11 protein-coding genes are annotated in these 12,846 nt (G+C 54.0%); all 11 read right to left on the bottom strand.

Annotation, left to right across the window (positions count from 1 at the left end; translation table 11 throughout):
- Positions 1-11: 11 nt before the first annotated feature.
- Genes L1F30_RS04825 through ftsL form a run of 11 tightly spaced genes read right to left on the bottom strand, consistent with a single transcriptional unit; the run spans position 12 to position 12,834 of the window.
- On the bottom strand, positions 12-806 hold the full coding sequence (locus L1F30_RS04825; protein WP_253360090.1) for a cell division protein FtsQ/DivIB: 795 nt from the start codon (positions 804-806) through the stop codon (positions 12-14).
- Entirely contained in the window at positions 806-1,750 is a 945-nt protein-coding gene (locus tag L1F30_RS04820; RefSeq protein ID WP_253360088.1) for a D-alanine--D-alanine ligase, read from the bottom strand. Before L1F30_RS04820 ends, L1F30_RS04825 begins: the two co-directional genes overlap by 1 nt.
- 7 nt (positions 1,751-1,757) lie before the next feature.
- The gene (murC, locus tag L1F30_RS04815; protein WP_253360086.1) at positions 1,758-3,179 is read right to left on the bottom strand and encodes a UDP-N-acetylmuramate--L-alanine ligase; all 1,422 of its coding nucleotides are present in this window, start codon (positions 3,177-3,179) and stop codon (positions 1,758-1,760) included.
- Positions 3,172-4,245 (bottom strand): undecaprenyldiphospho-muramoylpentapeptide beta-N-acetylglucosaminyltransferase, encoded by a 1,074-nt coding sequence (gene murG, locus L1F30_RS04810; protein WP_371922649.1) that lies wholly within the window; start codon positions 4,243-4,245, stop codon positions 3,172-3,174. The genes murC and murG overlap by 8 nt, the downstream gene beginning before the upstream one ends.
- A complete protein-coding gene (ftsW, locus tag L1F30_RS04805; RefSeq protein WP_253360083.1) occupies positions 4,238-5,506 on the bottom strand; it encodes a putative lipid II flippase FtsW in 1,269 nt (422 codons plus the stop codon). Before ftsW ends, murG begins: the two co-directional genes overlap by 8 nt.
- A complete protein-coding gene (murD, locus tag L1F30_RS04800; RefSeq protein WP_253360081.1) occupies positions 5,503-6,846 on the bottom strand; it encodes a UDP-N-acetylmuramoyl-L-alanine--D-glutamate ligase in 1,344 nt (447 codons plus the stop codon). The genes ftsW and murD overlap by 4 nt, the downstream gene beginning before the upstream one ends.
- Positions 6,847-6,862: 16 nt before the next feature.
- Positions 6,863-7,945, bottom strand: coding sequence for a phospho-N-acetylmuramoyl-pentapeptide-transferase (gene mraY / locus L1F30_RS04795; protein WP_253360079.1), 1,083 nt, complete (start codon positions 7,943-7,945; stop codon positions 6,863-6,865).
- The gene (gene murF / locus L1F30_RS04790) at positions 7,945-9,342 is read right to left on the bottom strand and encodes a UDP-N-acetylmuramoyl-tripeptide--D-alanyl-D-alanine ligase (RefSeq protein WP_253360077.1); all 1,398 of its coding nucleotides are present in this window, start codon (positions 9,340-9,342) and stop codon (positions 7,945-7,947) included. Before murF ends, mraY begins: the two co-directional genes overlap by 1 nt.
- Positions 9,339-10,823 carry a UDP-N-acetylmuramoyl-L-alanyl-D-glutamate--2,6-diaminopimelate ligase gene (locus L1F30_RS04785; protein ID WP_253360075.1) on the bottom strand — a complete coding sequence of 495 codons (1,485 nt, stop codon included), beginning with the start codon at positions 10,821-10,823 and terminating at the stop codon, positions 9,339-9,341. Before L1F30_RS04785 ends, murF begins: the two co-directional genes overlap by 4 nt.
- Complete coding sequence (locus tag L1F30_RS04780) at positions 10,820-12,535, bottom strand: penicillin-binding protein 2 (RefSeq protein WP_253360067.1); 1,716 nt, start codon at positions 12,533-12,535, stop codon at positions 10,820-10,822. Before L1F30_RS04780 ends, L1F30_RS04785 begins: the two co-directional genes overlap by 4 nt.
- Complete coding sequence (ftsL, locus tag L1F30_RS04775) at positions 12,532-12,834, bottom strand: cell division protein FtsL (RefSeq protein ID WP_253360065.1); 303 nt, start codon at positions 12,832-12,834, stop codon at positions 12,532-12,534. The genes L1F30_RS04780 and ftsL overlap by 4 nt, the downstream gene beginning before the upstream one ends.
- Positions 12,835-12,846: the final 12 nt, after the last annotated feature.

The following is a 12,846-nucleotide window of genomic DNA, read 5'->3' as shown; positions in this document are numbered from 1 at the left end:
CAATCCGTCATTCATGCTTTGCTGCCTGTTGTGTTAACTTCTTCCTGAATTTTTGCAAGCTTCGGGCGCCAGCCCACGGCCGCACCGTTGTTATACCGCACATCCACACTGGCGACATCCGCCCAATGCTCAGAAAGCTTGGTATCGTAAATTTTTGCGAACAACCGCATACGTTCTTGCAACCTATGACGGCCGAAAATCACTTTCACGCCATCGCGTAAGGTAATTCGCCAGCTGCCACGCGCATCCAACTCTATGTGCGCAAGGCGAAGGTTACGTGCACCTAGCAATTCTGCAATAGTTTGATAATTTTGCATCAACTTATCGAGCGCACGGTCTTCGGCATCTAGCCTCGGTAGATTTGCAAGTGCGCTACCTAAATTGTCTACCAATATCAATTCGGCGGTGTTGTTAACGTAGCCTCTATCTCCCCAACGGGCGATGGGCGTTTGCTCTTGTACTTCAACCATTAACCGATCCGGCCAGCGACGGCGAATTGATACAGCCTTTATCCAAGGGTCTTGCTCTATTGCACGCTGAAGCGACTGAATGTCCAGCTTCCAAAACCCTGTGTAAATATTCTGGCTTAACAATTGCGCAATGCGCTCGCGAGGCACCATCTTAAAAGGCCCCTCAATGGACACTTCCTGTACGGGCCTATCCCATAAATTGATTGCCTGCTCGCCCACTACCGGTGCCAACCAAACGCACAAAGCCGCAAACACAACCAACATCAAACAGCGCCGAATCAGGCCAGGGCGTGCCTTGGCTTGTTCAGCTTTTTTGTTGGACGCGGGCGTATTCATTACACCAAAGACCCCGCTAAAATTTGTACCACCAGCTGGTCAAACGCCAAGCCCGCCTGTTTTGCCGCCATTGGCACCAGGCTATGATCGGTCATGCCCGGCACGGTATTGACTTCCAGCATGTAAAATTTGCCCGCCGCATCGGCCATCACGTCAACGCGCCCCCAACCTTTGCAACCGATGGCATTAAATCCCTGCAACGCCAGAGCTTCCAATGCCTGCACATCATTCTCCGGCAGGCCGCAAGGGCACACATAGCGTGTTTCATTGGAGTGATACTTTGCCTGGTAGTCGTAAAAGCGATTGGCCGCTTCTAACCGAATAGGTGGCATCACCTGCCCGTTAACAATAGCCACCGTATATTCCGCACCTTCTATTAAGCGCTCAAGAATAATGGTGCTATCAAGCGCCTTGGCCGTTTCAATGGCTTGAGTAAGCTCTGCCAAATTATCGGCACGCGACATACCAATGCTAGACCCTTCGTGACTTGGCTTGACCATCACTTTACCGCCAAGTGAAGCAAGCGCTGCACCCAAATCCATGTTGGGCTCTACCACCAGATATTCCGGGGTAGACAAACCTTCGCCACGCCAAATTTGCTTGGTGCGCCATTTATCCATGGCGATGGCTGAAGCCTGCACGCCGCTGCCAGTGTAGGGAATACCCAGATACTCAAGCAGCGCTTGCATGCGCCCGTCTTCACCACCCGGGCCATGCAGGGCAATAAAGGCGCGGTCTATATTTGCTGCGCGAATAGTATCAACGGCATCGCGCGCGGTATCTATTTTTACTGCGTCTACACCCTGTGCCACCAGGGCGTTAAAAATGGCATTGCCAGAGCGCAGGCTCACCTCACGCTCTGCGGAATTTCCGCCCAACAATACGCCCACACGCCCGAATTGGGATGGGTTAATTTGAGCGGTGTTATTGGTCGTTGTACTCATCTTTGGGCTACCAATCCATTGCCGAAAGTTCTGCAGACAACTGCCCCACGTTACCGGCGCCTTGCGTGATAACAATGTCGTTAGGCTTTAATAGGTGGCGCAATGCCTCTGCCACGTCATCTGTACGCTCTACGAATACCGGGTCTACCACGCCGCGCGTGCGAATACTGCGGCTCAGGCTTCGCCCGTCTGCACCGGGAATAGGCTCCTCTCCGGCGGCGTATACCTCAAGCAGCACCAACGAATCAACACCGCTGAGTACGTCTACAAAATCTTCGTATAAATCGCGAGTGCGGCTGTAGCGATGCGGCTGGTACACCATTACCAAGCGGCGATCCGGCCAACCCTGCCGCACGGCTTTGATGGTGGCAGCCACCTCGCGCGGGTGGTGGCCGTAATCGTCAACCAACAGCGCGGTGCCCGCTTCACTAATGGGCAGCTCACCGTAAATCTGGAAGCGTCGGCCCACACCTTCAAAGCCTGCAAGGCCCGCTTGAATGGCGCTGTCGGCAACGCCTTCGTCGGTTGCTACCGCAACAACTGCCAAGGCATTCAACACATTGTGTTCACCCGGCATATTCACAGTTACCGAAAGCAGCTCTGTTTGTCCGCTGCGCACCACATCAAAGGAGGTTTGCATTTTATCCTGGCGAATATTGATTGCCCGGACATCACAATCTTCACTCAAGCCGTAGGTAATGGTAGAGCGCGACACCTGCGGCAACAGCTCGCGAATAATCGGGTCGTCACCGCACAATACCGCCAAACCGTAAAATGGCAGGTTGTGCAAAAACTCGAGAAAGGTTTTCTTCAAAACGTTGAAATCGCCGCCATAGGTGTCCATGTGATCGGCATCAATGTTGGTCACCACAGAAACCATGGGCTGCAAGTGCAGGAAAGAGGCATCGCTTTCATCGGCCTCTGCCACAAAGTAGCGGCTCTCGCCCAGCTTGGCGTTGCTGCCGGCACTGTTTAGCAGGCCACCAATCACGAAGGTGGGATCTTTGCCATCGGCTGCCAATACAGAGGCCATTAAACTTGTGGTGGTGGTTTTACCGTGAGTGCCCGCTATGGCAATGCCGTGGCGGTAGCGCATTAGCTCACCCAACATTTCAGCGCGACGCACCACGGGAATGCGCTGCTCTTTCGCTGCCAGCATCTCTGGGTTATCGGCTTTTACCGCGGTGGAGTTCACCACCACATCGGCACCCATCACATTGGCCGCGTGATGACCGATAACAATTTGCGCTCCCTTGCCTTCCAGGTGGCGGGTAGTAGTAGATTCACGAATATCCGAACCCGATATTTCATACCCCATATTGATCAGTACTTCTGCAATGCCGCTCATGCCGGCACCACCAATACCAATAAAATGAATGCGGCGTATACGACGCATCTCCGGAATTTGATAAACCTTAGACTTAACCATTCATTACCTCCTGGCAGACATCCGCCACTGCTTGGGCCGCACCCGGCATCGCCTGCGCACGTGCTTTGTTTGCCATTTCTACCAACAGTGGGCGATCGCTACCCACTTGCTGAAATAATTTACACAACCGATCCACACTCAGCGACGCCTGCGGCATTAACCAGGCCGCACCGGCCTGCACTAACCACTGTGCATTGGCGGTTTGATGGTCATCTATGGCGTGCGGAAACGGGATAAACACCGCGGGCACACCCACCGATGCAATTTCCGATACCGTAAGCGCACCGGCCCGGCACAGAACAATATCCGCCCAAGCGTAGGCTTCTGCCATATCGTCAATGAACGCCGTAATTTCTACCGTTTGTTCAGAAACCTCGCAGTAAGCCTGCTGGCACTCTGCCAAATTGCGAGTGCCGGCCTGGTGACGCACCTCCAAGCTATTTACGGGCATGGCGCCACACACCTTGGGCATAACGTCATTGATTGCCTGCGCTCCCAAGCTACCACCCAGCACTAACACCCTGAGCGCGCCACTGCGGTTTTTATAGCGCAGGCCTGGCGCCGGTACATTGGCAATAGCCTCTCGCACCGGATTACCCACGCATACCGCGTTCGGCAAGCCCGAAGCAAAGGCTTCAAGGGTGCGACTAGCAATGCGAGCCAGCCAGCGGTTGGTGGTGCCGGCGAACGCATTTTGCTCATGAATCACCAAAGGCGTGTTCAACAACCAAGCTGCAACCCCGCCCGGGCCCGAGGCAAAACCGCCAAAACCCACTACTACATCCGGGCGCAGCCCACGCACTACACAAAGCGATTGCCATAAGGATTTCAATAATTTGAACGGCGCAGAGAGCAACGCTAACTTTCCTTTGCCACGCAGGCCTTCAACACTAATGGTGTTAAGTGCGATACCCGCTTCGGGCACAAGCCTGGCTTCAATTCCCCGAGCGGTACCCAACCATTGCACCTCAAAGCCACGGGCACGCAGCACATCGGCAACAGCCAGCGCGGGAAACACATGGCCACCGGTGCCGCCTGCCATCATCAGGGCAAGAGATTTACGCATCATCGCCCTCCACTTTTTTAGCAGGCCTGGCAACGGCTTTGGTGGCGCGACGCTTAGCGGTTTTTACCACCGAGCGCACCACCTGCACTTCAGATTCCCAATCAACGCGCAACACCAGGCCCATCAGGGCGCAGCACAGCATCAGGCTACTGCCGCCATAGCTTACGAACGGCAGCGTTAAACCTTTGGTGGGCAAAAAGCCCGAGGCAACGCCTACGTTAATCAATGCCTGCACCGCAAACAGCACAGCAATACCAAACATAAGTAACGCAGCAAAGCAGTCGTTGTGGGCCATGCGGCGCTTGCAGCGCTTTAATAGCTCAACAATCAGGGCACCAAAAAGCGCCAACACCAAAATACCGCCAACCAAGCCCAGCTCTTCGGCAATTACCGCAAACACAAAGTCAGTGTGAGACTCGGGTAAATACATCATTTTTTGAATGCTGTTACCTAGCCCCTGGCCAAACCACTGGCCATTGCCAAACGCAATGAGCGATTGGGTAAGTTGATAACCGGTATTAAATTGATCAGCCCACGGGTCCAGATATGTCACCAGGCGCTGTAACCGATAGGGCGACAGTAACGCCATGGTTGCAAACAGGCCGCCACCCAGCACCAATAAGGTGAGCATTACCCATAACCGCAGGCCCACAAAAAACAACATGGCCATAACGGTTGCCACAATTACCACAGAGCTGCCGAAATCCGGCTCTAGCAGTAACAGAACGATAAATACGCCCAAGATAGAGAGCGCGCGCAGCAGGCCTTTATTGTGGCGGCTGAGCTCTGCGGCGCGCTTGGTAAAGTAGGCGGCAAAAAATACAATCAGGCAAAACTTTGCCACTTCGGACGCCTGCAATGTTAGCGGGCCCACAACCAGCCACCGCTGGCTGCCATTTACACGTCGGCCAATGCCAGGCACCAACACGAATACCAACAGCAAAAACGCAAGCACCAACAACACCCATGCGTACTTCTGCCACACCATCAATGGCACCAGCGCCACGGCGGTGCACAGGGTAAGCCCCATGCACAGGAAAATCAGATGGCGGCGGGTAAAGTACCAACCATCACCATAAACGGAATCAGCAAAGCCTATAGAGGAAGAAGCTACCATCACCACGCCAAAGGTGATAAGTGCCGCCCAAATAATGACCAGACGCGAAGACAGCAGCTGCAAGATATCCGGGCGCAACTGCGCCAGCATATCAGGCTGCCACTGTGCACCCAGCACAGGTTTGAGAGCGGCTGCAAAACTCATCCCAACAGCCCCCTTACCGCAGCAACAAATTGCTCACCGCGATCGGCGTACCCTTTAAACATATCGAAGGAGGCACAGGCCGGCGATAGCAACACCTTATCGCCGTGCTGGGCAATACCGTGCGCTTGTGACACTGCATCGCACATATCGCTTGCAAAACCCACCTGCACCTGATTATTAGCCAGTGCGGCCAACGCCTTGGCATCTTTGCCAATCACTATGAGCGCACGCAAATGCTTGCCAAAAGCTGCCTTCAAGGGCGAAAAATCTGCACCCTTGCCATCACCACCGGCGATGAGCACAAGCTTATGCTCGTTGTCGGCAAAACCCTCAATGGCGGCGAGAGTCGCGCCCACATTGGTGCCTTTTGAATCATTGATGTAGGTAACACCGCGCACCTCGGCCACCCACTCGCAACGATGGGGCAGCCCGGTGAATGTCTTAAGTGTTGCCAGCATACTTTCAATTGCAAGCCCGGCCGCTTTGCCGATGGCGAGTGCTGCAAGCGCGTTGGCCAAATTATGCCGGCCGCGAATTTTTAGTTCATTTGCAGCAATTAGCGGTTGAAACTGGTAGGCAAGGTATTGTTCACCACCTTTTTGCATGATGCCGAATTCGTTGAAATCCGGGCGCCCCAAGCCAAAGCTTGACACCTGCATCGAGGCCGTCATGGGTGGCTGGGTTAGCGGGTCGTCACGGTTAACCACCACATTGGATGCACCAAAATAAATGCGCTGCTTGGCGGCGTGATAAGCTGCAAAACTTTCATAGCGATCTTGATGGTCGTCGCTAAGGTTTAACACCGTTGCCACTTTAGCACCTATGCGCTGCGTGGTTTCCAGTTGAAAACTGGAAAGTTCCAGCACGTATAGCTCTATGTCATCTGCCAGTAAATCAAGCGCTGCAGTGCCAAGATTTCCACCAACGCCTACATTAAGCCCGGCATCGGCAGCCATCTTTCCTACCAGTGTGGTCACGGTGCTTTTAGCGTTAGAACCTGTAATGGCCACAATGGGGGCTTTGGCATGGCGCACGAACAGCTCGATATCACCCACAACCGACACGCCCTGCTCCAGCACTGCCTGAATTGGCGGCTGCTTAAGCGAAAGGCCGGGGCTTAAAATAATCTCATCAAATTCAGATAGCAGCGCCGCATCGAGCGGGCCCAAATGAATTTCTACATTGGGAAACTCTGCTTGAAACTGGCTCAGCTGGGCAGGCGCCATACGCGAATCGAACAGCGCAAACGGGCTGCCCGACTGGGTAAGAAAACGCGCTACGGAGAGGCCGGTAACTCCCAGGCCCACAACAGCGGTTATTTTACTTTTCGCGATCAACATAGCGATGCCGATTCCATTACCTTAGTTTCAACGTTGCCAAGCCCACCAACACGAGCATGACGGTAATAATCCAGAAGCGCACAATCACGCGCGGCTCTGGCCAACCTTTGAGTTCGAAGTGGTGATGCAGCGGGGCCATGCGGAAAATGCGGCGCCCGGTTAATTTGAATGAGGCCACTTGCAGTATCACCGAGACTGTTTCCATCACAAATACACCGCCCATGATGAAAAACACGATTTCGTGGCGCACAATTACGGCGATCACACCTAGCGCTGCACCCAGAGCCAAAGCACCCACATCGCCCATGAACACTTGTGCGGGATAGGTGTTAAACCACAAAAAACCTAGGCCTGCACCAGCGAGCGCACCGCAAAACACCACTAATTCACCTGCACCTGGCACATAGCCGATGTGCAGGTAATTGGCGAATTCCACGTGGCCGGCAAGGTAGGCAATAATACCCAGGGCGCCGCCTACCATTACCGACGGCATAATGGCCAAGCCATCCAGGCCATCGGTTAAATTCACGGCATTACTTGAACCCACCACAACCAGGTAGGTTAGCAAGATGAACCAAGGCCCCATATTGAGGGCCACATCTTTAAAAAACGGCACAAACAATTGGGTTTCTGCGGGCGAGACTGCGCTGTAATACAAAAATATTGCAGCACCCAAACCACCAACAGACTGCCAAAAGTACTTCCACCTTGCTGGCAGCCCTTTTGAATTGGATTCAACCACTTTGCGGTAGTCATCCACCCAACCCACAGCACCAAATACCAAAGTTACCAGCAGAACGACCCACACATAACGATTGGTTAAATCAGACCACAGCAGAGCACTGGTAAAGATTGCCGCAAGAATTAACGTACCGCCCATGGTGGGCGTGCCGGATTTACTTAAATGACTTTGCGGGCCATCGTCGCGTACCGACTGGCCAATTTGCAGGTAGTTCAAGCGGCGGATCATCCAGGGGCCTACCAGCAAAGAAATGCCAAGAGCCGTAAGCACACCCAAAATTGCGCGCACCGACAAATAATTCACAACACCAATGGCGTTAATATATTGCTGTAGATATTCCGCGAGCCAAAGTAACATCAGGCGTTCCTCGTTTGGTCTTTTATGGCCTGCACAACCAACTCCATCCGTGCACTGCGAGACCCTTTAATTAGAATATTGATACGCCCAGGCTCACCTGCAATCAATTGCATAAGGTGAGCAACCGCACTTTTATGATCTGCAAAGTGAATACCGCCTTCAAATGCAGCCGAGGCATGGCGGCTTAGCTCACCCACGGTGACGAGCGCTTGCACGCCTGCAAGGTGTGCATAGCGGCCAATGTCTGCATGTAGCGCTTGTTCGTCTGCGCCCAGCTCGCCCATATCGCCCATAACCAGCACGCGGTAGCCTTTAAATTTTTGCAAGGCATCAATGGCTGCACGCAATGACCCGGGATTAGCGTTATAGGAATCATCAATCACCGTAAGCATTTGATTGATGCGCTGAACATTCATGCGCCCTTGTACGGCCTGAAATGCAGACAGCCCCTTTACGACATCTTCAAGTGAAATACCTGCAGCCAAAGCACAGGCAGCGGCAACCAGTGCATTGCGCACGTTGTGACTACCAGCCACGGGCAAGTGAATCTGCGCCTGTGTATCACCGCTGCACAAAGTAAATGTTGAATGCTGTTCGGCACAGGTAAGATCTTTCGCAAATACGCTAGCGTCTGCGCCATCCAGCGATACTGAAATCACCGAACGCGTGCTATTTTGCTGCAAAAACTGCTTGGAAAAATCATCGTCCAGGTTTACTACAGCAGTACCTTGCGCCCCCAACCCCTCGTAGATGGCACCCTTGGTGTCTGCCACACCCTGCAGGCTGCCAAAGCCTTCTACATGTGCGGGCATTACATTGTTCACCACTGATACTGTGGGCTTTGCCATATTGGCGAGGTAGGCGATTTCACCCGGGCCACTGGCCCCCATTTCGACAATGGCAAAGCGGTGGCCGCTATTTAGCGCCAACAGGGTTTGGGGCACACCAAAGTGATTATTTAAATTGCCTTTGGTGGCCAACACTGCATCAGCACCAAAGCGCGCCGATGCAATGGCCACCAGCATTTCTTTAACAGAGGTTTTACCGCAGCTGCCGGTAATTCCAATAAGCGGGCCAATGAATGCCTCCCGGGCGAGGAGTGCTATGTGGCCCAAGGCTTGGTTGGTATCTTCTACTATCCAGGCATTAGCAGTGCCCAGCGACGCGCTGTTTTTAGCAGCCCAGGCTTTGGCTGCAACAATAACGGTTGCACCTGCATCAATCACCGCGGGTAAAAATTGATGCGCATCAAATCGCTCGCCCACCAAGGCCACAAACGTACAACCTGGTACCACGGCGCGGCTATCGGTAATTACATCGCCCAGGCGTTGTTCTGCATCACCTACTATGTTGCCACCAAAACGGGCGCAAAGCTGTGCAAGCGTCAGCGGCATCATTGCTGCACCCCCGCCCGATTCGCCAAGGCCTGTATCGCCTGAGATTTATCGCTGAAGTAACGCTTTTCCGTGCCAATAATTTGGTAGTCTTCATGGCCTTTGCCGGCAATCACAATTAAATCGCCAGCAGCAGCACCTGCAATAGCAGATTCAATGGCTGCTGCCCGATCTACAATAATACGGTGTGCACTGCCACTAAAACCTTGGCTTACATCGGCCACTATTTTCTCAGGTGATTCGGTGCGGGGGTTATCGCTGGTTAGCACACAATAATCCGCCAGCTGTTCAGCAATACGTGCCATCTCCGGGCGTTTGCCCGCATCGCGATCGCCGCCACAGCCGAACACGCACAAAAGTTTACCCGCGCAATGCACACGGGCCGCAGCCAGTACCGCTCGCAGTGCATCGGGCGTGTGGGCATAATCTACCAACACTTGCACATCGGCGCCGCTCTCCACTCGCTCCATACGCCCGGGCACAGGCTTGAAGGTGGTTGCGGCGGCAAGCACTTCATCAAGCGAGTAACCATCGGCACAGGCAGCCGTTACCACTGCCAGCAAATTCGACAGATTGAATTCACCCAGCAACCCAACCCGTAATTCACCGCGCCCCCAGGGCGTGATCAAGTTTGCCTGAATACCGGTAGCCTGGTAGTTAATGTCCGTTGCATAAACATCGGCCTGGGTATTTGCCAGGCTATAGGTAAACATTGAAATACCGGGCGCCACCTTGGCCAGGATTTCAGCACTGAAAGGATCATCTAGATTCACAACGCCGCGCATCAGGCCTAAATGGCTAAAAAGCTTGCGCTTGGCCTCACCATAGGCCGCCATACTGCCGTGGTAATCGAGATGATCGCGGGTGAGATTGGTAAAAATGGCAGTGCGCACGGGCACGGCGGCCGCACGTGATTGCTCAAGTGAGTGCGATGATATTTCCATCGCCACGTATTCTACTTCTGCATCGTACATTTCACGCAAAATACGCTGCAGTGCCACGGCATCCGGTGTTGTCATGCCGGTATCTGTGAGCGGTTGATTCACAGCGCCATAACCCAGCGTACCCAACACGCCGCTACGCTTACCCAGCGCGTAGTAAAGCTGCGCCAAAAGTTGCGAACAGGTGGTTTTGCCATTGGTGCCGGTGATGCCGGTAATATTCATGTGCTGGCCGGGCAGGCCATAAAAACGCGCCGCGATTTCACTCATCTTCGCCTTCAAACCCGGCACACCAATGTGCGCGCCGGTGCTTTCATCCAAGGCAAGGGTTAGCTGATCTGATTGCGTAAGTGAAATTAACGCACCTGCAGCAAAGGCTTGGGGCAAGAAATCCCGGCCTTTGTGTTGCAAGCCATCGACGGCCAAAAACACGTAGCCTGGCTGCACAGTGCGGCTATCCAAACTTACGCCGGTAACGGTGCGTTTGGCCCAGGCGGCCGGCAAAGAAATCTCAGGCAACAAAGATTGCAGTGAAATACTCATGGGCGGCCTCCACTGCGCGCGGCCAACAGCGCCTTGGGCTCGGGCGGCACTTGCAGCATGCGTAGCGCACCCTCGGTGACACGGGCAAATACAGGTGCGGCCACATCGCCACCAAAATATTTTCCTGCGCCCGGCTCATCAATTACCACCACAATGGCAAGCCGTGGATCATCAGCCGGCGCCATACCGGCAAATAACGAACGGTAGCGACTTGCCTCATAGCCATTGGGGCCAACCTTGTGAGCGGTGCCGGTTTTACCCGCCACCGTGTAGCTATCAAGCTTAGCGCGTGTAGCGGTGCCACCTGGCTCCACTACCGTCTTCAACATGCTCACAAGGCTCTGGGTAAAGTTCGGCTTTACCACCTGTTTGCCTTCGGCATGAGCATCCACCTTTAACAATGAAACAGGGCGTTTAACGCCACCGCTGGCCACAACTGAATAAGCTTGTGCCAATTGCACAGCTGTCACAGTTAAACCATAACCGAAGGCATAGTTGGCCTGCACAATGGGTTGCCAGCGTGTGTAATTTGGCAACAGGCCGGCGCTTTCACCGGGGAAGCCCGATTCAGATGTTTGCCCAAACCCCAAGCGCACGTACATGTCGCGAATTTCTTGCGGGTCCATCTTTAACGCAACTTTAGTCAGGCCCACTTGGCTAGACTTGGTGATAATTTTGGTCACATCAATCAAGCCGTAGTTGACAGGGTCTAACAACGTTTTTTTGCCCACACGAATGTAACCGGGTGATGTTTCTATGGGCGTATGGGCCTGCACACGGCCCGCCTCAAGTGCGGCCATAACCGTGAGCGGTTTCATAGTGGAGCCCGGCTCGAATTGATCTGTCATGGCGCGATTGCGCATCGCCGCAGGCTTCAGGTTGCTGCGATCGTTGGGGTTATAACTGGGCTGATTGGCCATAGCCAACACTTCGCCGGTGCTCACATCCACCACCACAATAGAGCCCGCGCGCGCTTGATGCGCCTGCACCGCCGCTTTTAGCTCACGGTAGGCCAAATACTGTAAACGTAAATCAATGCTTAATGCCAAGTCGTTACCGGGCTCGGCGGCACGCAACAATTGCAACTCTTTAATGTTGCGCCCACGCAAATCGCGCTGCACTTGCTTGGCGCCTTGGGTGCCGGTGAGCCATTCGTCATAGGCAAGCTCCAACCCCTCCTGACCGCGCTCATCCACATTGGTAAAACCCACTAAATGCGCGGTGACCTCTGCGGCCGGGTAATAGCGACGGTATTCAAGCTCGGCCGACACGCCAGCGATATCCAGCGCCATCACGGCCTCTGCATCTTGCGGCGGCAGGTGGCGCTTTAAATACAGAAATTCCCGGGCCTGATTGGCTTTTACCTTGCGCTCAAGCGCTTGCGCATTAATACCTAACGCACGCGCCAGACGAGGCAGCTCTTCAAGAGAGACCAGCTGAGGATTGAGCCACAACGAATGTACCGGTGTGCTAACAGCCAAAGGCTCGCCGTTGCGATCGGTAATTACACCACGGTAAGCGGCAATGCGCTCTTCCCGCACAGTGCGCGCCTCGCCCTGGTGCTGTAAAAATTCGAAGCCCTTTTCTTCGCCGGGCATCACCTGTACACGCGCCAAATGCCAAACCATCAGCACCACCAGCACTGCCAGTAACACAACGGCGAAGTAAAAGCGCCAAGGGGCAAGCTCGAAGGCTTTAGCTGCGCGCTTCATGGTGCCACCATAATAATTTCAGCGGGCTCAGGCACGCGCATGCCAAGCTTGGATTGCGCAAGCTTTTCAACACGACTGTAGGCAGCCCAGGTGCTTTGCTCAAGCAAGTATTGGCCGCGCTGAACCTCAAGTTCGGCAGCTTCACGACGCAGGGATTCCAGCTCAAAATAAGACAGGCGCGCGCTATGGGTGGTTTCCACCACCAATAGCGCAGACACAGCCACCAGCAACCAAAGCGCCACAGTAAACACTGTAAGCGCGTTGCCGGGCTGCGACTTGACTGCAAGCTTCGATTGCACTCTTTGCCCCTA

It is taken from the genome of Simiduia sp. 21SJ11W-1, from assembly GCF_024138675.1.
Taxonomy (GTDB): domain Bacteria; phylum Pseudomonadota; class Gammaproteobacteria; order Pseudomonadales; family Cellvibrionaceae; genus Simiduia.
The sequence above is the reverse complement of the archived record's forward strand: the minus strand, read 5'-3'. Positions and strand labels throughout refer to the sequence as shown.

Coding starts and splice junctions, on each gene's coding strand:
- L1F30_RS04825 (WP_253360090.1), bottom strand. CDS start 806: ATGAATACGCCCGCGTCCAACAAAAAAGCTGAACAAGCCAAGGCACGC.
- L1F30_RS04820 (WP_253360088.1), bottom strand. CDS start 1,750: ATGAGTACAACGACCAATAACACCGCTCAAATTAACCCATCCCAATTC.
- murC (WP_253360086.1), bottom strand. CDS start 3,179: ATGGTTAAGTCTAAGGTTTATCAAATTCCGGAGATGCGTCGTATACGC.
- murG (WP_371922649.1), bottom strand. CDS start 4,245: ATGCGTAAATCTCTTGCCCTGATGATGGCAGGCGGCACCGGTGGCCAT.
- ftsW (WP_253360083.1), bottom strand. CDS start 5,506: ATGAGTTTTGCAGCCGCTCTCAAACCTGTGCTGGGTGCACAGTGGCAG.
- murD (WP_253360081.1), bottom strand. CDS start 6,846: ATGTTGATCGCGAAAAGTAAAATAACCGCTGTTGTGGGCCTGGGAGTT.
- mraY (WP_253360079.1), bottom strand. CDS start 7,945: ATGTTACTTTGGCTCGCGGAATATCTACAGCAATATATTAACGCCATT.
- murF (WP_253360077.1), bottom strand. CDS start 9,342: ATGATGCCGCTGACGCTTGCACAGCTTTGCGCCCGTTTTGGTGGCAAC.
- L1F30_RS04785 (WP_253360075.1), bottom strand. CDS start 10,823: ATGAGTATTTCACTGCAATCTTTGTTGCCTGAGATTTCTTTGCCGGCC.
- L1F30_RS04780 (WP_253360067.1), bottom strand. CDS start 12,535: ATGAAGCGCGCAGCTAAAGCCTTCGAGCTTGCCCCTTGGCGCTTTTAC.